Below are 20,131 nucleotides of genomic sequence, written 5' to 3'. Positions count from 1 at the left end.
ATCTAAATGTGGGAGCGGGCTTGCTCGCGAAAGCGGTGTATCAGTCACCTAATGTGCCGACTGACCCAGCGCTTTCGCGAGCAAGCCCGCTCCCACATGGCTTCTCACTTTTCACCCATTCAGACGGGAGTCGTTATGGTTGACCGGCACGACTACGTCGCCCTCGAATGGGTCAAGGGCGAGATCGCCGACACCCTGAAGCAGGCCCGTTCGGCGCTGGACGCCTACACCGACGAGGCCAGCGATGAGGCCCTTGCGCAGTGCCTGGAGGGCATTCACCAGGTTCATGGCGCCCTGCAAATGGTCGAGTTCTACGGCGCGGCGTTGCTCGCCGAAGAAATGGAACACCTGGCCCAGGCCCTGCAAGCCGGGCGTGTCAGCCAGCGCGAAGAAGGTATTCGCCTGCTGCAACAGGCCCTCGGGCAACTGCCGTTGTACCTGGACCGTGTCCACAGTGCCCGGCGCGACCTGCCCCTGGTGGTGTTGCCGCTGCTCAACGACCTGCGCAGTGTGCATGGCAAAAGCCTGCTCTCGGAAACCAGCCTGTTCAGCCCGCAACTGCTGGTGATCGCGCCGCTGCCCGAGGATGCGCTGGCCCAACGTGCGCCGGCGGATTTTGCCGAGCAACTGCAGCAATGGCGGCAAATGCTGCAACAGGGCTTGGCCGGGCTGCTGCGTGAGGACCACGGCCCGAGCAATCTGGAAGACATGGCCCGGGTCTTCGCCCAACTGGAAGCGCTGTGTCACGGCGCGCCGTTGCTGGCGTTGTGGCAAGTCACCTCGGCGCTGACCGAAGGCATGTTCACCGGGGTCATCGCCAATAGCCCGGCGTTGCGCAGCCTGTTCAAGAGTTGTGACAAGGTGCTCAAGCGCCTGCAAATCCAGGGCATCGAAGGGATCAACACCCCGGCGCCGGACCAATTGCTCAAGAGCCTGCTGTTCTATATCGCCAAAGTCACCCGGCCGACCCCGCGCATGCAAAGCCTCAAGGAACGCTACGGCCTGGATGAGGCCTTGCCCGACAGCGCGGTGGTCGATGCCGAACGTGCGCGCCTGGCCGGACCTGACCGCAATGCCATGGGCTCGGTACTGGGTGCGTTGTGTGAAGAACTGGTGCGGGTCAAGGAACGCCTGGACTTGTTCGTGCGCAGCGACCGCCAGCACCTCTCGGGCCTGGACAGCCTGCTGGCGCCGTTGCGACAGATTGCCGACACCCTCGCGGTATTGGGGTTTGGCCAGCCGCGCAAAGTCATCATCGACCAGCTGGCGGTGGTCCAGGGCCTGGCCCAGGGGCAGCGTGAACCCAACGATGCGGTGTTGATGGATGTGGCCGGGGCGTTGCTGTATGTCGAAGCGACGCTGGCCGGGATGGTCGGTACCGTCGAGCCGCAAAGCCGTGAAGACAGCCGCCTGCCCACCACCGACCTGACTCAGATCCACCAGTTGGTGATCAAGGAGTCATGCCAGTGCCTCAAGCAGGCCCGGGAACTGGTGGTCGACTGCCTTGAAGCGCACTGGGATACGCAGCGCCTGGAGTCCCTGCCCGAACTGCTGACCCAAGTGCGTGGCGCCCTGGCGATGATTCCGCTGCACCGTGCGGCGAGCCTGATGCGTGGTTTCAATGACTACGTGGATGAGCAATTGATGGTCCACGCCACTGCACCACCGGCGGTGGACCTTGAGCATTTTGCCGATGTGCTCAGCAGCCTTGAGCACTACCTGGAACGTATGCTCCAGGACCCGGATGCGCCGGGCGAGCGCGTACTGGATATCGCCTTCGACGGGCTTGCGGCACTCGGCTACGCGCCGGTACAGGCGCAGCAGCCCTGGCGCCAGGAGCGGGCCGTGCCGGCCGATGAGTTGCCGGCCGACTCCCAGACCCTGGCCCAGGCGCTCGCCAGCCCGACCCCGCGCCTCAACCCGCCGGCACTGCAACGCCCGGGCAGCCTGTTGCCGCCGCCTGCCGATGAAGAGTCGGTGGATGACGAACTGCGTGAGGTGTTCCTGGAAGAAACCGCAGAAGTGCTGGAAGTGTTGCAGCGCCTGGTCCCCCAGGGCGCTGCGAGCCTGGCCGACAAGACTGCCCTGAGCGACATGCGCCGTGCCTTCCATACCTTGAAAGGCAGCGGGCGCATGGTGCGGGCGCTGGTGTTGGCAGAGTTGGCCTGGGCCGTGGAAAACCTGCTCAACCGTGTGATCGAACGGGTCGTCGCGCCAGGCCCCGAAGTCCAGGCGGTATTGGACGATGTTGTGTTACTGCTGCCCGAGTTGATCGCCGAGTTCGCCTCTGACACCCAGCGCCAGCGGGACGATGCCGACCACCTTGCGGCACGCGCCCACGCCCTGGCCAATGGCGCGCCATTACCGGTTGCCGTGGAGCCGGACGACAACACGCTCGACCCGCTGCTGCTGGAGATTTTCCGCAACGAAGCGCTAAGCCACTTGGACAGCCTCAATCGGTTCTTGCACCAGGCCACCGAACAGATGCCGCTGCACGTCAGCGACGAGCTGCAACGCGCCCTGCACACCCTCAAGGGCAGTGCCTATATGGCGGGCGTCTTGCCAATCGCCGAACTGGCGCGGCCGTTGGATCACTTGACCCGTGAGTTCAAGGCCCATCGCCTGGCGCTGGACCTGGATGAAGTCGAACTGTTGCTGGAGGGTGAAGCCCTGTTCCAGCGCGGCTTGCGCCAGTTGGGCAGTGATCCCCTGGTGCCTATCGAAGGCGCGCAGTCCTTGATCGAACGCACCCAGGCGCGCCTCGACAGCCAGCTCGAAGCCTTCCTCAACGCCCCGAGTACGGGCTTGCGGGTCAAGCGCGACCCGCAGTTGATCAGCAACTTCCTGGCCCAGGGCATGGATATCCTGCTGGACGCCGAAAGCCTGCTGCGGCGCTGGCAGCAACACCCCGGCGAGCGCCAGGAACTCAGCGCATTGCTGGACGAACTGACCACCCTGGGCGAGGGCGCGCACCTGGCCGACCTGCACCCGATGGACGAGTTGTGTGAAGCCTTGCTCGACCTGTACGGCGCGGTGGAAGAGAGCAGCCTGGCGGTCAGCGAGCGGTTTTTCCATGAGGCCGAGCAGGCCCATGAAGCCCTGATCAACATGCTCGACCAACTGGCCGCAGGCCAGGAAGTCAGCCCGGCGCCGGCACGCATGAAGGCCTTGCGCGAGTTGCTCGATGAAGGGCTGGATCCGAGCGCCACCGGGCTGATCAAAAGCGATGGTAGTCGTACACTGAGCATTGCCGAATTGGGTGCGGCCACCACCCAGTTGCAACAGGACTGGGCGGTGGACGATGAGATCGTCGAGATCTTCCTTGAAGAGGCCGTGGATATCCTCGACAGCGCCGGGCAATCCCTCAAGCGCTGGTTACTGGAGCCCGACGGCGTGGCGCCGCTCTCGTCCCTGCAACGCGACCTGCACACCCTGCGGGGTGGCGCGCGCATGGCCGAAATCGGCCCGGTGGGCGATCTGGCCCAGGAACTGGAAAGCCTTTACGAAGGCCTGGTGGACCGGCGCTACAGCTACTCCGGCGAATTGGCGCAAGTGTTGATGGACAGCCATGAACACCTGGCGTTGCAGTTGGAGCAGTTGCAAGAGCAGCAACCCTTGAGTGATTCCAGCGCCCTGATCAACCGTTTGCGCGAGGTACGTCAGAACGCCGCGCCGGTGACGGTTCTCACACCGCCCGAGGCGCAGGTGGCCGGCAGTGATCCCGAGCTGCTGGACATCTTTCTTGAAGAAGCCGCCGACATCCTCGACAGCTCCGGCGCCGCGCTGTTGCGCTGGCAGGCCGAGCCGCAGAGCCGCCAGGAAGTCGAGACCCTGCTGCGCGACCTGCACACCCTCAAGGGCGGCGCACGCATGGTCGAGATCGGCCCCATCGGCGACCTGGCCCATGAGTTGGAGTTTCTCTACGAAGGCTTGTCGGCCGGCTTGCTGGCGCCTACCGCTGAGCTGTTTGCGTTGTTGCAAGGCTGCCACGACCGCCTGGCACAGATGGTCGAGGCGGTGGCGGCGGGGTTGCCGGTTGGCTCGGTAGAACGTCTGATCGAGCGGATCAAAAGCCTGGTCCAACCAGTCGAAGCCCAGGCTGCCCCGGTCGCGATGCCCGCCGCCAAACCCGAGGCGCCGGCTGCCAGTGAGCCGGGCGCGGACATGGTGAAAATCTCTGCCGAACTGCTGGATGACCTGGTCAACCTCGCTGGTGAAACTTCGATTTTTCGTGGGCGTATCGAGCAGCAGGTCAACGATGCACGCACCGCCCTTACCGAGGTGCAAACCACCATCGAGCGCATGCGCGACCAACTGCGCCGCCTCGATACCGAGACCCAGGGGCGGATCCTCAGCCGCCAGCATGCCGAAGCCGAGCGCCTGGGCTACGAAGAATTCGACCCGCTGGAAATGGATCGCCATTCGCAGTTGCAACAACTGTCCCGTGCGTTGTCCGAGTCGGCTTCAGACCTGCTGGACCTCAAGGAAACCCTCGACCAGCGAAACCAGGATGCGCAGAACCTGTTGCAGCAACAGGCGCGCATCAACACCGAGTTGCAAGAAGGCCTGATGCGCACGCGCATGGTGCCGTTCGAGCGCATGTTGCCGCGCCTCAAGCGCATCGTGCGGCAAGTGGCCGGTGAGCTGGGCAAGGATGTGGAATTCGTGGTCGGCAATGCCGAGGGCGAAATGGACCGCAACGTGCTGGAACGCATGGCAGCGCCCCTGGAACATATGCTGCGCAACGCCGTCGACCACGGCCTGGAGTCGCGGGATGCGCGGCTGTTGGCGGGCAAGCCGGAGAAAGGTCGGATCACCCTGGACCTGAGCCACGAAGGCGGCGATATCATCTTCGACATGCGCGACGACGGCGCCGGCGTGCCGCTGGATGCGGTGCGGCGCAAGGCGATCAAGCGTGGCCTGCTGGACCCGGAGATGGAGATCAGCGACCGCGACGTGTTGCAGTTCATCTTGCAGCCGGGGTTTTCCACCGCCGAAAAAATCACCCAGATTTCCGGGCGTGGCGTGGGCATGGACGTGGTGCACGAAGAAGTGCGCCAACTGGGCGGCAGCATGTTCATTGACTCTACACCCGGCCTGGGCGTGCATTTTCGCATTCGCCTGCCGTTTACGGTGTCGGTCAACCGGGCGTTGATGGTGCAGTGCGCGGAGGACCAGTACGCGATCCCGTTGAACACCATCCAGGGCCTGGTACGGGTATTGCCCAATGAGCTGGAAGGGCACTACCAACTGGACCCACCTGTGTATGAATACGCGGGCCAGCGCTACGAGTTGTATTACCTGGGCGAGTTGCTGCACACCGTCGCCCGGCCCAAGCTGCTGGGGCAAGACCAGCCGTTGCCGGTGCTGTTGATGCAATGCAACGAGCGGCACATCGCGGTGCAGGTGGACGACATGGCCGGCACCCGGGAAATCGTGGTCAAGGGCCTGGGCCCGCAGTTTGCGGCGGTGCAGGGGCTGTCCGGGGCGACCATCCTCGGTGACGGCCGGGTGGTGTTGATCATCGACCTGCTGGCGCATATCCGCGCCCTGGCACCGGCCTTGCCGGCCCAGGCCACGGAGAATCCGCTGACGGTCAACGAGCCGCAGAAAAAACGGCGGTTGCTTGTGCTGGTGGTGGACGACTCGGTCACTGTGCGCAAAGTCACCAGCCGCTTGTTGGAGCGCAACGGCATGAACGTGCTGACCGCCAAGGACGGTATCGATGCCATCGCCGTTCTGGAGGAACACACCCCCGACCTGATGTTGCTGGATATCGAGATGCCGCGCATGGACGGCTTTGAAGTGGCGATCCAGGTACGCAACGACCCACGGCTCAAGCGTCTGCCGATCATCATGATCACCTCGCGCACCGGCCAGAAACATCGCGACCGGGCCATGGCCATTGGCGTCAACGACTACCTTGGCAAGCCGTATCAAGAGTCGGTGCTGCTGGAAAGCATCGCCTACTGGAGCCCGAAACATGCTTGACCACCGCACCAGTCAACTCACCGGCCTGCTCCTGCCCCTGGCCGACCGCCACCTGCTGCTGCCCAACGTAGCGGTGGCCGAGCTGATCGACTTCCAGCGCGGCGAACCGGCCAGCGACGCACCACCGTGGTACTTGCGGCAAGTGACCTGGCGCGACCAGCAATTGCCCTTGATCAGCTTCGAGGCGGCGTGTGGCGGTGCCAGCGTGGTCAGCGAACGCGCCCGGATCGTGGTCCTCAACGCCCTGGGTGGACGGGCGACGTTGAAGTTTATCGCGCTGGTGATCCAGGGCATTCCCCGCTCGTACAAGCTCGACAGCCAGTTGAGCTACGTGGATGTGCCTCTATCGCCCCTGGAGCTGGCGGCGGTACAGGTCGGCGTGCATGTGGCGAAAGTGCCGGACTTGCTGGGGCTGGAGGCGCTGCTGGTCGAGGCTGGGTTGGCCTGAGCAAAATCCCTGCGACCGTTGGAGATCAAAGGTGGGCCCCGACAAGCCAGCGTCCACATTCGATTGCGTCAGGTTAACTGCACACGAAAGCTTGAAGCAGGCTGTAATCGTTCAAATCGGCTGCGCGCAAAGCCTGGATGTAGCGCATACGGACTTCATTGGCTGCGATCAGGTTAGCGCTCCCCTAGGAGAAAGGCGCAAGTCCTTGTTGTCTCAGCAGGCAGTCGGCCATCAAGCGCGCGTGGCGACCGTTGCCATTGGGGAATGGGTGCAGCGAAACCAGTTGGTGATGAAAACGGACAGCAACCTCTTCGCACGGGAATACATGGTGTTCCAGCCAATAAGTCGTGTTGTCGAGAAGGTGACGCAGGTTGACTGAAATCTTCGTCCAGTCGCAGCCGATATTTTTGTCGGTGTTCCTGAATGTCCCGGCCCATCTCCATGTGTCACTGAACATTTTGGTGTGGAGTTGACGGCAGAAATGTTCGTTCAAGACATCAAGGTTGTTTTGGCGCCCCAGCCAACGCATTGCCTTGAGGATGTTTGCAGCTTCCCATTCATCCAACTCGCCTTGGGTGGTGATGTGCCTGGGTTTAAGCCCCGCTATCTCGTCGGGGGCCAGGGGTGTTTGGCCGGGTTTTAGCTCAAGTTCTATCGCCACAATCGAGCCCATGGGCCGCGGAGCAATTCCATACGGCGATCCGCCACCTGACGCTCGACGAACGTATCTGACGGACGTTGGTTTTCGAGGCTCATCGTATGAGCGACCCCCATGACTTCTTGCCTGGCCAGTAGCTCGGCCCGCGCCTGCACCATCTCGTGTAGCGGTTTTCTTGGTACCAGAGCGTAGACAAGCTCACAGTCCAGGCCTGCCGCCAACTTACGGAGCTGGGCGAGTGTGATGCGATCTTCAGCTTCGGCCTGCTCCGACTGCTGCAACGTAGCAAAGGCAACGCCGAGCATGGCTGCCTGGGATCTCAGTGATCGGCCCAATGATTCTCTGATCGAGCGCAGCCATCCTCCAGGCGGGGTGGATTTGCCACTTAGTGTTTCAAACGGCTCCAGCGCCCTTTCTACTTGGGCAAGGCGCAGTTCGTTGAGTGAGGAAGATGTCATGGGGCGGTACCCGTATTTTGCCTGTCAGATGTGCAGTTATTGAATGCCTATAGGCATACATTTTTACATTATATGTATGCCTATAGGCAGTCAATATTATTTATTTTGTATGCCTTTAGGCATTCGTTTTATGTCGTGCGCAGAGGGTTCCGATACAAAAGGCTAGTGAGACGACATCCGAGCAACAACCTCAAAAATCTGTAGGAATAATCGTGCGGCATGATGCCCGCAAGTTTTCGCGCCGCCCATGAACTTGTCGCTCTGCGCCTTCGCGCCAAAACTTGATCAGTCCCAGAAAAGGACCGTTCGTTCCCTTTTTGGGACTGATGCCTGCTCGGGTAAAGCCCCACGTAAACCCGCCGATAACCCAAGGAGTCTTTCGGTGGAAGCAACAACCCAATGTGGCTATTCGACGTATTTGCCCGGCTGTATAACCTCAACCCGTTTACCTTCGCTTTAATCATGTGGTTTGTGGTGCTGGTGATCACCGCCAGCGTGACGATGAAATGCCCAACCAGGCGCGGCAAGCTCGTAGGGTTTGGGATCACGTCCGTAGGCGCGGTGTTGATTTTGGGGCACCTGGAACTGCTGACGCTCAGCGCCACCGGTAAAGAAATCAAAGGGGTTGTGACCAATTTTGTAGTCATGACCCTGGGCGGCCTGGGCTCGGGCCTGCTTGCAGTCGCTATCTCGAAAGGGCCGAACAAGGCCGAAATTGAACAGACCCGCAATTTCATCCGCGGCTGGGGCCTGAGGGGCTTTGAATACCTGTTCGTGTTTATCCTCATGTGCTCACTCGCCTTGTCTGCGCTCTGCCTGCTCTTGTGGTTCTTCGGTTGGCCTGTGGTGACGGGGCATGCAGTGTCGGGCTTGTTGCTGGTATTCCTGGGTGCGGCGTTGGGTTGCGCGATCGTCTCCCGCCTGCGCCGGTTAATGAAGTGGGAGCAGTGGGGCGTGGGTCTGTTGTTTGGGCTGTTGCTGTTTCTACTGCCGGTGTATGTGCAGGCGATTGGGGGGCTGGTGAGCTGGAGCCTGGCGGCGGTGCTGGGGTTCCATCTCGTCGCGGGCGCAGCCATGGGCTGGACGGTGTGGCGCCAGCGCATGGAATGGCTGTAGGAGCGAGCTTGCTCGCGAAGGACGCATGGGCGCCGCGCGTTACCTGATAGCGCTGCGTTATCGTTGAGGTTTTTCGCGAACAAGCTCGCTCCTACAGAGGGGATCGTTACTCCAACCGTAACGGTTCGCCGCCGAGCTTGATTGATACCCCTCCTCATTCACTCCTATGGTGAGCCCCACGACAGCGAACCCGTGGAGCGATCATGACAACAACAATAACCCCCGACTCGCGCTGGACGCGGCGACGCGATGAGAAACAGCGGCGCCTGGCGCGGGTGGCATCCCTGGCTGATGGCGTGGTGTTGCCCACCGAGCGCATTGTCGAGGCCCTTGAAGCCCTGATCCTGCCCGGCGACCGGGTGGTGCTGGAAGGCAACAACCAGAAGCAGGCCGACTTTCTCTCGCGCTCCCTGGCCAAGGCCGACCCGGCCGTGCTCCATGACTTGCACATGATCATGCCCAGCGTCGGGCGCTCCGAGCACCTGGACCTGTTTGAAAAGGGCATCGCGCGCAAGCTCGACTTCTCGTTCGCCGGCACCCAATCCCTGCGCATCAGCCAGTTGCTCGAAGACGGTCTGCTGGAAGTCGGTGCGATTCACACCTACATCGAACTCTATGCACGGCTGGTGGTGGACCTGATCCCCAACGTAGTGCTGTCTGCCGGCTTCATGGCCGACCGCGCCGGCAACATCTACACCGGCCCCAGCACCGAAGACACCCCGGCGCTGATCGAGCCGGCGGCCTTCAGCGATGGCATCGTCATCGTCCAGGTCAACCAGTTGGTGGATGACGTCAGCGACTTGCCCCGGGTGGACATTCCGGCGAGCTGGGTGGATTTTGTGGTGGTGGCCGACAAGCCGTTCTACATCGAACCGCTGTTCACCCGCGACCCGCGGCACATCAAGCCGGTGCATGTGTTGATGGCGATGATGGCGATCCGTGGTATCTATGAGAAACACAACGTTCAGTCGCTGAACCACGGCATCGGCTTCAACACCGCGGCGATTGAATTGATCCTGCCGACCTACGGCGAATCCCTGGGCCTCAAAGGCAAGATCTGCCGCAACTGGACCCTCAACCCGCACCCGACGCTGATCCCCGCCATCGAAAGCGGCTGGGTCGAGAGCGTGCATTGCTTCGGCACCGAACTGGGCATGGAACACTACATCGCCGCGCGGCCGGATGTGTTCTTCACCGGTCGCGACGGCTCGCTGCGCTCCAACCGGATGTTCTGCCAACTGGCCGGCCAATACGCGGTGGATCTGTTTATCGGCGCCACCTTGCAGGTCGATGGCGATGGGCATTCCTCCACCGTGACCCGTGGTCGCCTGGCCGGGTTTGGTGGCGCGCCGAATATGGGCCACGACCCGCGCGGCCGGCGCCACGGCACTCCGGCCTGGCTCGATATGCGCCACGGCGATGCCCCCGAAGCCCTGCTGGAACGCGGCAAAAAACTCGTCGTGCAAATGGTCGAGACCTTCCAGGAGGGCGGCAAACCCACCTTCGTCGAAACCCTCGACGCGGTGGAAGTGGCGCGCAAAAGCGGCATGCCGCTGGCGCCGATCATGATTTACGGCGACGACGTGACCCACCTGCTCACCGAAGAAGGCATCGCCTACCTGTACAAGGCGCGCTCCCTGGAAGAACGCCAGGCGATGATCGCCGCCGTCGCCGGAGTCACGGCCATCGGCTTGCGCCATAACCCCAAGGACACTGCGCGAATGCGCCGCGAAGGCCTGATCGCCTTGCCCGAAGACCTAGGCATCCGCCGCACCGACGCCACCCGCGAACTGCTGGCGGCCAAAAGCGTGGCCGACCTGGTGGACTGGTCCGGCGGCCTGTACAACCCACCCGCCAAGTTCAGGAGCTGGTAAATGCACGCACTCAAACTGCACACACTGACCCTGGCCGAGCAACTGGCGGACCTGGCGGTCGACGCGCTGATCGACGAAGCCGACTTGTCGCCCAAACCGGCGTTGGTGGATCGGCGCGGCAACGGCGCCCACAACGATCTGCACCTGGGTTTGATGCATGCCTCGGCGCTGTCCCTGTGGCCGGCGTTCAAGGAAATGGCCGAGGCGGCGATTGAGCTGGGTGAAATCGGCTTGCCGCTGCGCGAAGCCCTTGGTCGTATCGGGCGCGAAGGTGAGCAAACGATGCTCACCACCACACAAGGCGTGAATACCCATCGTGGCGCGATCTGGGCCCTCGGCCTGCTGGTGGCTGCCGTCGCGTTGGACCCCACGTCCCGCAACGCCAGCGCCCTGAGCCTGCGCGCCGCGCGCCTGGCCCTGCTCAATGACCGCTATGCGCCGCAACCGTTGAGCCATGGCATGCAAGTCGCCCAGCGCTACGGCGCGCGCGGCGCCCGGGAAGAAGCGCAATTGGGCTTCCCTGCGGTGCTGCAACGCGGCCTGCCGCAACTGCACGCAAGCCGCGCGCAACAACAAGGCGAGCAGAACGCCCGCCTCGATGCGCTGCTGGCGATCATGACCCAACTGGCCGACACCTGCGTGCTCTACCGTGCCGGCACCGAAGGCCTGCAAGCCATGCAGTTGGGCGCCCAGGCTGTGCTCGATGCAGGCGGCAGCGCCAGCCTGGGCGGGCGCCGCCGGCTCAACGAACTGGACCAACAGCTACTGGCCCTGAATGCCTCCCCCGGTGGCGCCGCCGACCTGTTGGCCACCTGCCTGTTTATCGACCGCATCGAGTCTTGCGACGGAGCGTTTTGATGGAAACCCTATCTTTTGAATTCCCTGCCGGGCAGCGACCCAAAGGCCGTGCGCTGGTGGGTTGCGTCGGTTCCGGCGACCTTGAAGTGCTGCTGGAACCGGGCACTGCGGGCACCCTGGTGATCCAGGTACAAACCTCGGTCAATGGCGCCGAGCAGCGTTGGCACCACCTGTTCCAGAGGATCTTCCAGGAACAGACGCCACCGGCCTTGAACATTCAGATCCACGACTTCGGCGCTACCCCAGGCGTGGTGCGTTTGCGCCTGGAACAAGGTTTCGAGGAGCTGGGCCATGACTGACTTGCTCAACAAACACAGCTTCGTCGAACTCGGCGCGCGTCAGCGGGCCAAGGCCTTGCTCGACAGCGGCAGCTATCGGGAATTGATCGATCCGTTCCAGCGGGTGATGTCGCCGTGGCTGAGCCGCCAGGGCGTGGTCCCGCAAGCCGACGATGGGGTGGTGATCGCCAAGGGCACCCTCGATGGTTTACCCGTGGTGATCGCCGCCATCGAAGGCAACTTCCAGGGTGGCAGCCTCGGTGAAGTGGGCGGCGCGAAAATCGCCGGCGCCCTGGAACTGGCTGCCGAGGACAACCGCAACGGCATTCCCACCCGCGCCGTGCTGCTGCTGGAAACCGGCGGCGTGCGCTTGCAGGAAGCCAACCTTGGGCTGGCGGCGATTGCCGATATCCACGCTGCGATTGTCGACCTGCGCCAGTACCAGCCGGTGATCGGCGTGGTGGCTGGGAGTGTCGGTTGTTTTGGCGGCATGTCCATCGCCGCCGGCCTGTGCAGTTATCTGCTGGTGACCCGCGAAGCCCGCCTGGGCTTGAACGGCCCGCAGGTGATCGAGCAGGAAGCCGGCCTTGAAGAGTACGACTCCCGCGACCGGCCCTTTATCTGGAGCCTGACCGGCGGCGAGCAGCGCTTCAACAGCGGCCTGGCCGACGGCTATGTGGCGGACGATGTGACGCAGATCCGCGAGCAGATCAGTGCCCTGTTGCAACAGGGTTTGCCGGCCACTCAACGCAGTCGCCAGGCCGACTATTACCTGGCGCGCCTGGCTGAACTGGACGCCGCACCGCAGATCGAGCCGGCCACGGTTCGTGACCTGTATCAGGGAGAACGCTCATGAGAGGTTTGCAGTGGTTCAATGCATTGAGCGCTGGCGCAGCGCCGGTGGCGGGTTTGCCGGCGTCGTTGAAAGTGGCGGATGGCGTGCTGGGTGAGCTGGCCGTACGTTTTATCGCTGTGGTGCCGGATGCCGCCAACCGCTTCCCCCGCGCACGCCAGGGTGAGGTGGGGTTGCTGGAAGGCTGGGGCTTGGCCAAGGCGGTGGATGAAGCCATCGCCAGCGGCGATCAACGCCCGATCATTGCCATCGTTGATGTGCCGAGCCAGGCCTATGGCCGTCGCGAAGAAGCGCTGGGCATTCATCAAGCCCTGGCGGCGGCGGCGGACAGTTACGCCCGCGCCCGTCTGGCCGGGCATCCGGTGATCGCATTGCTGGTGGGCAAGGCCATGTCCGGTGCGTTTCTTGCCCATGGCTACCAAGCCAATCGCCTGATTGCCCTGCGCGATCCTGGGGTGATGGTGCACGCCATGGGCAAGGCCTCGGCGGCGCGGGTGACCTTGCGCAGCGTCGAAGAACTGGAAGCCCTGGCCGCCAGCGTGCCGCCCATGGCCTACGACATCGACAGCTACGCCAGCCTCGGTTTGTTGTGGGAAACCTTGACCGTCAGCCAGATTGAACAACCGACCGCCGACGACCTGGCGCGGGTCAGCGATTGCCTGGTGCAGGCGATCAAGGACGTACAGAACAGCGGCGTGCGGGATTTGCGGGGGCGCCTGGGCGCCCTCAACCGTGCGGCGTCCAGCCATGTACGCGAGCTGCTGCGGGAGCAATGGTGAACGCTCACGACTTGCTTTGGGGCATGACCCCGGCGCATCTGCCGGCTGACGCACCGGCCTGGGTGCTGGACGTGATCGGCGCGGGACACCCGGTGGTGGTACGCCGGGCGCAGGCTGAACCGGGCCATGTGGCGGTGGGTGTGCGCGGGCGTTTGCGTGAGCAGCGCTTTGCCGCCGTGATGCCGCTTGCGGCAGTGCGGCGGCGGGTGGTGCCCGAGGCACTGTGCGACGTGATCTCGCCCCGCAATCTGCCGGCGCTGCGGGCACTCGTGCAACTGCGACCAGTGCTGGCGAAGGAGATCTGGGGCGTCACTGGCAGTGCGGGTTTCGAGTTGGCTACGGGTATTGAAGCGCTGCATGCCCAGAGTGATCTGGATTTACTGCTGCGCACCCCCGAGCGTCTTGGGCGGGGCGATGCCGAAGATCTGCTGGCGATTCTGGACACGGCGCCGTGTGCCGTGGATCTGCAACTGCAAACGCCGTATGGCGCGGTGGCCTTGCGGGAATGGGCCGGCCCATCGCAGCGGGTTCTGTTGAAAAATGCCAGCGGCGCGCACCTGGTCGTCGATCCATGGCAGGCGGTGGCATGAGCAGCCTTTTGGTATTCCCGGGGCAGGGCGCCCAGCGCCCGGGCATGCTCCAGCAATTACCCGCCAGCGTCCTCGACGAAGCCAGCGATGCCTTGGCGCACGATGTGCGCCAGCTCGATTCGGCGCAGGCCCTGGCCAGTACCCGCGCCGTGCAACTGTGCCTGCTGATCGCCGGCGTGGCTCATGCCCGTCAGTTGCAACACACGCCGGACTACGTGGCGGGCCTGTCCATCGGCGCTTACCCGGCGGCCGTGATTGCCGGCGCCCTGGCGTTTGCCGATGCACTCAGGCTGGTCAGCCTGCGCGGTGAACTGATGCAGCAGGCTTATCCACAGGGCTACGGCATGACTGCGCTGATCGGCCTGGAGTTATCCACCGTCGAAAGCGTGCTGGCCGAGATCCATGGCCCTGATTCACCGGTGTACCTGGCCAATATCAACGCCGACAACCAGAGCGTGATCGCCGGCAGCGAGGTGGCCATGCAGAAGGTCGCCAACCGTATCAAGGGCAAGGGCGTGGCCAAGCGCCTAGCCGTCAGCGTGCCGTCCCATTGCGCGCTGCTGGAGGTGCCTGCGCAAACACTGGCCGAAGCCTTCGCCAAGATCACGCTCAAGGTGCCGGCCATCACCTACTTGAGCAGCACCCGTGCGCGGCCAATCCGTGATGTTGAACAACTGCGCGATGACCTGGCCTTCAACATGTGCCGCATCGTCGATTGGCGCGGCACCGTGCAAAGTGCTTATGAGCGCGGCGTGCGCCTGCAAATCGAACTGCCTCCCGGTGCGGTACTCACCGGCCTTGCGCGGCGGGTATTTGAACAAGGCACCGTGATTGCCTTCGACGGTGCGCGCCTGGACACCTTGCAGGCCCTGCTGGAACAGGAGGGCCGCCGCCACCGATAAAGCATGACCTTGGCTTTCGAAGCACAAAAACAACAATTTCGATCAAGCATCAAGAGGACAACCAGCATGATTATCTACGGTGTGGCGTTTCTGGCGCTGTGTACCTTGGCGGGCCTGTTTATCGGCGAGCTGTTGGGCAAATGGATGGGCATCCCGGCCAACGTCGGCGGGGTGGGGATCGCGATGTTGCTGCTGATCGGCCTGGGCAGTTACCTGGGCAAGCGTGGCCTGTTTACCGGCAAGTCGGAGCAGGGCGTGAGCTTCTGGGCGGCGGTGTATATCCCGATTGTGGTGGCCATGGCGGCCCAGCAAAACGTCTATGGCGCGATCAGCGGTGGCCCCATGGCAATCCTCGCCGGCACCTGCGCGGTGGTGGTGGCATTTGCCCTGGTACCGGTGTTGGTCCGCATCGGCAACCGTGAGCCGGATGCGGTCGTCACCACCAAGTCGGCAGGGTGAGCGCCATGTACGAATCCTTGATGAAAGTCATCACCGGTTACGGTCTGATCAGTGGTTTTGCGGTGATCGGCCTGACCATGTGGGTGTCCTACTGGATCAGCGATACCTTCACCAAAGGCCGCCTGCATGGGTCGGCTATCGCGATCCTGCTGGGGCTGGTTCTGTCCTATGTGGGGGGGGCGTTTACCGGCGGGTCCAAGGGCGTGGTGGATATCCCGCTGCTGTCGGGCATCGGTCTGCTGGGCGGGGCGATGCTGCGGGACTTCGCCATCGTCGCCACGGCGTTTGGGGTGAGTGTCGATGAGCTCAAGCGTGCTGGATATGTGGGGGTGCTGGCGCTGTTTGTCGGGGTCGGCTCATCGTTTATCGCGGGCGTCGGTGTGGCCATGGCCTTTGGTTATACCGATGCAGTGAGCCTGACTACCATCGGTGCTGGCGCCGTGACCTATATCGTCGGGCCGGTGACCGGGGCGGCGATTGGTGCCAGTTCCGAAGTGATGGCGCTGTCCATTGCGGCGGGGTTGATCAAGGCCATTCTGGTGATGGTGATGACGCCATTCGTGGCGCCGCTGATTGGCCTGAACAGCCCGCGCAGTGCGGTGATCTTTGGCGGGTTGATGGGTACTTCCAGCGGCGTGGCGGGCGGGTTGGCGGCGACCGATCCGAAGCTGGTGCCTTATGGCTGCCTGACGGCGGCGTTTTATACGGCGCTGGGGTGTTTGCTGGGGCCTTCGTTGCTGTTTTTGCTGATGCGGGGGTTGGTGGGCTGATTCGCTAATCTCGATTGAATGATCGGGCCTCATCGCAGGCAAGCCAGCTCCCACATTTTGATTTGTGAACACATTCAAATGTGGGAGCTGGCTTGCCTGCGATGGCGGTCTTTCAGACGGCCACCTGCCGATTGGCATACATCCGACATTCCGCCAACAACGCCAGCAGGTTCGGATCGCGCTCCTTGGCCTTCAAGAACACCACGCCAATGTGCTGCTGCAGCCGGTAGCGCGCCTGCAATGGAATCAGCTTCACCCGGTTCTCATACACCGCCGCAATCCTTCCCGGCAGCAATGCATATCCCACCCCCGAGCTGACCATGCTCAGCAAGGTGAAGATGTCGTTGACCTGCATCGCCACCTTCGGCTCGAAACCCGCCTGCTTGAACACCCGTGCGCCATCCTGGTGAGTGGCGAAGCCTTGGGTCAGGGTGATGAAGGTGGCGTCGCGCACCTGTGCCAGGTCGATTTCCTGTTCGCGGTCCAAGGGTGAGTCGGCGGGCGTGGCGAGGAAGATATCGTCGGAAAACAACTGGATCTGCGCGCAGTCCGGCTCGATGGCGTGTTCGTCGAGGGAGATCAGGATGGCGTCGACTTCCATGTTCTTGAGCTTGTACATCAGGTCGACGTTGGAGCCCAGGATCAGGTCGATATTGAGCTCGCTGCGGCGGATTTTCAGGCCCATGATCAGTTGCGGCACGGTCTTGACCGTCAGCGAATACAGGGCGCCGAGCTTGAAGCGTTCGGCGGAGAAACCAGCGGCTTCGCGGGTCAGGCGCACGCTATCGACCACGTCTTGTACCAGCTTTTGTGCGCGTTCTTCGAGTACGTAGGCGCTTTCCAGCGGGGTGAGGTTGCGGCCTTCGTGCTTGAACAATGGGCAGCGCAGGGCGTTTTCCAGGGAATGGATGGCCCGGTGCACGCTGACATTGCTGGTCTGCAACTCGGCGGCGGCGCGGGCCAGGTTGCCGGTGCGCATGAAGGCCAGGAAGATTTCCAGTTTCTTGAGGGTGAACTCTTCATCGATCTGCATGGCGATGACTCTTATTCGAATGCGTTCGATTGTGCCCTTAAAGCATCGCAAGCGTCATAACAGCCTTGCACTATCACGTGGCAGGCATGAGCCTTGTGGGCCAGCGCAGTGGTTTTTGGAGGTGGGCAACACATGTATCACGGTGAGCGATTCAACGCCTGGAGCCATTTGCTCGGCGCAGTGGCAGCCTTTATTGGCGCAGTGTGGATGCTGGTGGTGGCGAGCATGGACGGCAGCCCGTGGAAGATCGTCAGTGTGGCGATCTATGGTTTTACGCTGCTGGTGCTGTACAGCGCCTCGACGGTGTATCACAGCGTGCGCGGGCGCAAAAAAGAAATCATGCAGAAGGTCGATCACTTTTCGATCTACCTGCTGATCGCCGGCAGCTACACCCCGTTTTGCCTGGTGACCCTGAACGGTCCATGGGGTTGGACGTTGTTCGGGATTGTCTGGGGCCTGGCGGTGATCGGGATCCTGCAGGAGATCAAGCCGCGCTCCGAGGCGCGCATTTTGTCGATTGTGATCTATGCGGTGATGGGCTGGATCGTGCTGGTGGCGGTCAAACCGTTGATTGCCGCGTTGGGTACGGACGGTTTTATCTGGCTGGCGTCGGGTGGGGTGTTGTACACGGTGGGGATTATCTTTTTTGCCCTGGAGCATCGGCTGCGGCACTCCCATGGGATCTGGCATTTGTTCGTGATCGGCGGCAGCCTGCTGCACTTTGTGGCGATCATGCGCTATGTGCTCTGACAGACCACATGGAGCTGGCTTTTGTGTGGGAGCTGGCTCCTACAGGGTTCTGCGGTGTTTTAGAGGCGGTCTAGCTGCTCCTGGGCACGGCTGCCAAAGATCTCCAGCAGGCTGGCCAACATATGCGGCGGCGGTTCATCCGCGCGGGTCAGCGCATACAAGGTGATGGGCAGCGGCGGGGCCAAAGGGCGGATGCAGGTGCTGTCGGTGGCGGCGCCCAGTGCAGTGAAGGGGTCGATTACCGCCAGGCCGGCGCCGGACTCCACCATGGCCCGGGCCAGGGAGTAGGTCTGGACTGAAATGCGCACGCGCGGCGGCGGTTCGACGGCTTCCAGGTAACTGTCGAGTCGCGCCGACAGCGGGTCGGCGCTGGACAGGCCAATCAACGGTGCGCCCGCCAGGGCCATCAGGGGCAAGGGCTTGCCCAATTCAGCCTGTGCCCAGTAACCCCGTGGCGCCAGCGCGACCAACACGCCATGGGCCAAGGCCTGGGCCTTGAGCCCTGGATGGTCCGGGGACTTGAGCGTCAGCGCCACATCCATCTCGCGCATCAACAGGTTTTGCACCAGTTCGCGGCTGTGGGCGCTGGACAGTTCGCAGGCAATGTCCGGGTAGCGTTGGGTCCACTCGCCAATCGCCGGTGGCAACAATGACAAGGCCAGGGCCGGTGTGGCGCCGATGCGCAGGCTTTGGCCGGGCGCGCGCCGCAGGTTCTGGGCCAGGCGTCGCACGCCTTGCAGGCTTTCGCTGACCTTATCGACTTCGCGCTCTAGGGCCAGGGCTTCCGGGGTGGGCTGCAGTTTGCCGCGTATGCGCAGGAACAGCGGGAAGCCCAGTTGCAGTTCGGCGTGTTGCAGCACCTTGGTCACCGCCGGTTGCGAGACGTGCAGCAACTGCGCGGCGGCGCTGACGGAGCCGGTCTGGCGGATGGCCTGGAAGATTTCGATATGACGCAAGCGCATGACGAGTCCATAACCTTTGTTTATAGGTGGCCCATCTTTATTCATTGTCCGGCGCCTGTCACCTGCCCCTAGTCTTGGACGCTCATAACAAGCATCGAGAACGCACATGGCTCAGCAGGTTTGCATCATTGGCGGTGGGGTCATCGGTCTGGCGAGCGCCTATGCCCTGGTGCGCGCCGGCATGGACGTGACGGTGGTCGAGGCCCGCGACAGCCTGGGCAGCGAGACCAGTTTTGCCAATGGCGGCCAACTGTCCTATCGCTACGTCGCGCCGCTGGCGGACAAAGGCGTGCCGCTGCAAGCCATTGGCTGGTTGCTGCGCGGTGACTCGCCGTTGAAGCTGCGGCCCCGCCTGGACCCGGCGCAATGGCGCTGGATGGCCTCGTTCCTCGGCGCCTGCCGGGCTTCGGTGAACAAGCGCAATGCCAGCCACTTGCTGCGCCTGGCCACCTTGAGTCAGGGCATCTTGCAGCAATGGCGCGAAGAGGATGGGCTGGACGGCTTCGACTGGCAGCGCAACGGCAAGCTGGTGACGTTTCGCAGCCATCACACCTTCGAGCATGCCCGGGGCAAGGTCATGGACCGCCTGCAACAGCAGGTGTTGTCCGCTGCCGAGTGCACACGGCTGGAGCCGACCCTGGGTGCCCAGGATTTTGTTGGCGGGATCTACACGCCCAATGAAGAAGTGGCGGACTGTCATGCGTTTTGCCAACAATTAGCCGCGCGCCTGGAAGCGTCGGGCCGCTGCCGGTTTTTGCTGGGCCGCAAGGTCACCGGTATCCGCCATGCCAACGGCACGGTGCAGGCGATTGAGTTGGGCGGCGAGGTCATGCCGGTGGAGCACCTGGTGCTGGCAGCGGGGGTGCGCAGCCCCGAACTGGCCTTGCCGGGCATCGCCTTGCCGTTGTACCCGCTCAAGGGCTACAGCTTGAGCGTGCCGATCGGCGAGCAGCATGCAGCGCCAAGGATCAGCATCACCGACTATGACCGCAAGATTGTGTACGCACGTATCGGCGAGCAGTTGCGGGTGGCGGCAATGGTCGACATCGTCGGCTTTGATACGGGCCTTGAGCCCAAGCGCCTGGCCCTGATCAAGCGCCAGGCCAGTGAGACGTTCCCCCTGGCCGGCGATTACAGCCAAGCCATCGAGTGGGCCGGCATGCGCCCGGCCACCCCCAGCGGCGTGCCGCTGATTGGCGCCAGTGTGTACCGCAACCTGTGGCTCAACCTCGGTCACGGCGCCCTGGGTTTCACCCTGGCTTGTGGCAGCGGCCAGGTGTTGGCGGAACTGATCGGCCAGCACAGACCTTCCATTGATATGCAGGGCCTTGCGCCCCGCGCCGCTTAGGACA

General features: G+C 63.0%; 18 protein-coding genes. 14 read left to right on the top strand and 4 right to left on the bottom strand.

From position 1 onward, the window contains the following. The first annotated feature begins 135 nt into the window (after positions 1-135). Positions 136-5,991 (top strand): Hpt domain-containing protein, encoded by a 5,856-nt coding sequence (locus KL786_RS14675; protein ID WP_215518073.1) that lies wholly within the window; start codon positions 136-138, stop codon positions 5,989-5,991. Continuing rightward, positions 5,984-6,439 carry a chemotaxis protein CheW gene (locus KL786_RS14670; RefSeq protein WP_215518072.1) on the top strand — a complete coding sequence of 152 codons (456 nt, stop codon included), beginning with the start codon at positions 5,984-5,986 and terminating at the stop codon, positions 6,437-6,439. The genes KL786_RS14675 and KL786_RS14670 overlap by 8 nt, the downstream gene beginning before the upstream one ends. Before the next feature lie 184 nt (positions 6,440-6,623). Here KL786_RS14670 and KL786_RS14665 read toward each other — a convergent pair whose 3' ends face one another. Further along, positions 6,624-7,112 (bottom strand): mobile mystery protein B, encoded by a 489-nt coding sequence (locus tag KL786_RS14665; protein ID WP_252193737.1) that lies wholly within the window; start codon positions 7,110-7,112, stop codon positions 6,624-6,626. Further along, complete coding sequence (locus tag KL786_RS14660) at positions 7,091-7,555, bottom strand: helix-turn-helix domain-containing protein (RefSeq protein ID WP_032858778.1); 465 nt, start codon at positions 7,553-7,555, stop codon at positions 7,091-7,093. Before KL786_RS14660 ends, KL786_RS14665 begins: the two co-directional genes overlap by 22 nt. A 474-nt stretch (positions 7,556-8,029) precedes the next feature. On the opposite strand from KL786_RS14660, the gene KL786_RS14655 reads away from it, so the two are divergent. The 10 genes from KL786_RS14655 (at position 8,030) to madM (ending at position 16,034) form a co-directional block, all read left to right on the top strand. Next, positions 8,030-8,671 carry a hypothetical protein gene (locus KL786_RS14655; RefSeq protein WP_215518071.1) on the top strand — a complete coding sequence of 214 codons (642 nt, stop codon included), beginning with the start codon at positions 8,030-8,032 and terminating at the stop codon, positions 8,669-8,671. 203 nt (positions 8,672-8,874) lie between these two features. Next, positions 8,875-10,545, top strand: coding sequence for a malonate decarboxylase subunit alpha (gene mdcA, locus KL786_RS14650; protein ID WP_215518070.1), 1,671 nt, complete (start codon positions 8,875-8,877; stop codon positions 10,543-10,545). Continuing rightward, a complete protein-coding gene (locus KL786_RS14645; RefSeq protein ID WP_215518069.1) occupies positions 10,546-11,403 on the top strand; it encodes a triphosphoribosyl-dephospho-CoA synthase in 858 nt (285 codons plus the stop codon). Further along, a complete protein-coding gene (locus KL786_RS14640; RefSeq protein ID WP_215518068.1) occupies positions 11,403-11,702 on the top strand; it encodes a malonate decarboxylase subunit delta in 300 nt (99 codons plus the stop codon). The genes KL786_RS14645 and KL786_RS14640 overlap by 1 nt, the downstream gene beginning before the upstream one ends. Further along, complete coding sequence (locus tag KL786_RS14635) at positions 11,695-12,537, top strand: biotin-independent malonate decarboxylase subunit beta (RefSeq protein WP_215518067.1); 843 nt, start codon at positions 11,695-11,697, stop codon at positions 12,535-12,537. The genes KL786_RS14640 and KL786_RS14635 overlap by 8 nt, the downstream gene beginning before the upstream one ends. Further along, entirely contained in the window at positions 12,534-13,313 is a 780-nt protein-coding gene (gene mdcE / locus KL786_RS14630) for a biotin-independent malonate decarboxylase subunit gamma (protein WP_215518066.1), read from the top strand. Before KL786_RS14635 ends, mdcE begins: the two co-directional genes overlap by 4 nt. Beyond that, positions 13,307-13,903, top strand: a complete 597-nt coding sequence (locus KL786_RS14625; RefSeq protein ID WP_215518065.1) for a malonate decarboxylase holo-ACP synthase — start codon at positions 13,307-13,309, stop codon at positions 13,901-13,903. The genes mdcE and KL786_RS14625 overlap by 7 nt, the downstream gene beginning before the upstream one ends. Continuing rightward, positions 13,900-14,805 carry a malonate decarboxylase subunit epsilon gene (gene mdcH / locus KL786_RS14620; protein WP_215518064.1) on the top strand — a complete coding sequence of 302 codons (906 nt, stop codon included), beginning with the start codon at positions 13,900-13,902 and terminating at the stop codon, positions 14,803-14,805. Before KL786_RS14625 ends, mdcH begins: the two co-directional genes overlap by 4 nt. Before the next feature lie 66 nt (positions 14,806-14,871). Continuing rightward, on the top strand, positions 14,872-15,264 hold the full coding sequence (gene madL, locus KL786_RS14615; RefSeq protein WP_032858764.1) for a malonate transporter subunit MadL: 393 nt from the start codon (positions 14,872-14,874) through the stop codon (positions 15,262-15,264). A 5-nt stretch (positions 15,265-15,269) separates the two neighbouring features. After that, entirely contained in the window at positions 15,270-16,034 is a 765-nt protein-coding gene (gene madM / locus KL786_RS14610; protein WP_065942732.1) for a malonate transporter subunit MadM, read from the top strand. 112 nt (positions 16,035-16,146) lie between these two features. Here madM and KL786_RS14605 read toward each other — a convergent pair whose 3' ends face one another. Then, positions 16,147-17,067 (bottom strand): LysR family transcriptional regulator, encoded by a 921-nt coding sequence (locus KL786_RS14605; protein ID WP_215518063.1) that lies wholly within the window; start codon positions 17,065-17,067, stop codon positions 16,147-16,149. Between the two features lie 132 nt (positions 17,068-17,199). On the opposite strand from KL786_RS14605, the gene trhA reads away from it, so the two are divergent. Next, positions 17,200-17,817, top strand: coding sequence for a PAQR family membrane homeostasis protein TrhA (gene trhA / locus KL786_RS14600; protein WP_032858758.1), 618 nt, complete (start codon positions 17,200-17,202; stop codon positions 17,815-17,817). Between the two features lie 59 nt (positions 17,818-17,876). On the opposite strand, the gene KL786_RS14595 is transcribed toward trhA, so the two are convergent. Then, entirely contained in the window at positions 17,877-18,779 is a 903-nt protein-coding gene (locus tag KL786_RS14595; protein ID WP_215518062.1) for a LysR family transcriptional regulator, read from the bottom strand. A gap of 106 nt (positions 18,780-18,885) precedes the next feature. Here KL786_RS14595 and KL786_RS14590 point away from each other — a divergent pair, with 106 nt between their 5' ends. After that, on the top strand, positions 18,886-20,127 hold the full coding sequence (locus tag KL786_RS14590) for a D-amino acid dehydrogenase (protein ID WP_215518061.1): 1,242 nt from the start codon (positions 18,886-18,888) through the stop codon (positions 20,125-20,127). The last annotated feature ends 4 nt before the right edge of the window (positions 20,128-20,131 follow it).

The organism is Pseudomonas sp. TAE6080 (assembly GCF_018732265.1).
GTDB lineage: Bacteria > Pseudomonadota > Gammaproteobacteria > Pseudomonadales > Pseudomonadaceae > Aquipseudomonas > Aquipseudomonas brenneri.
This window is presented reverse-complemented; position numbering and strand designations above follow the sequence as displayed.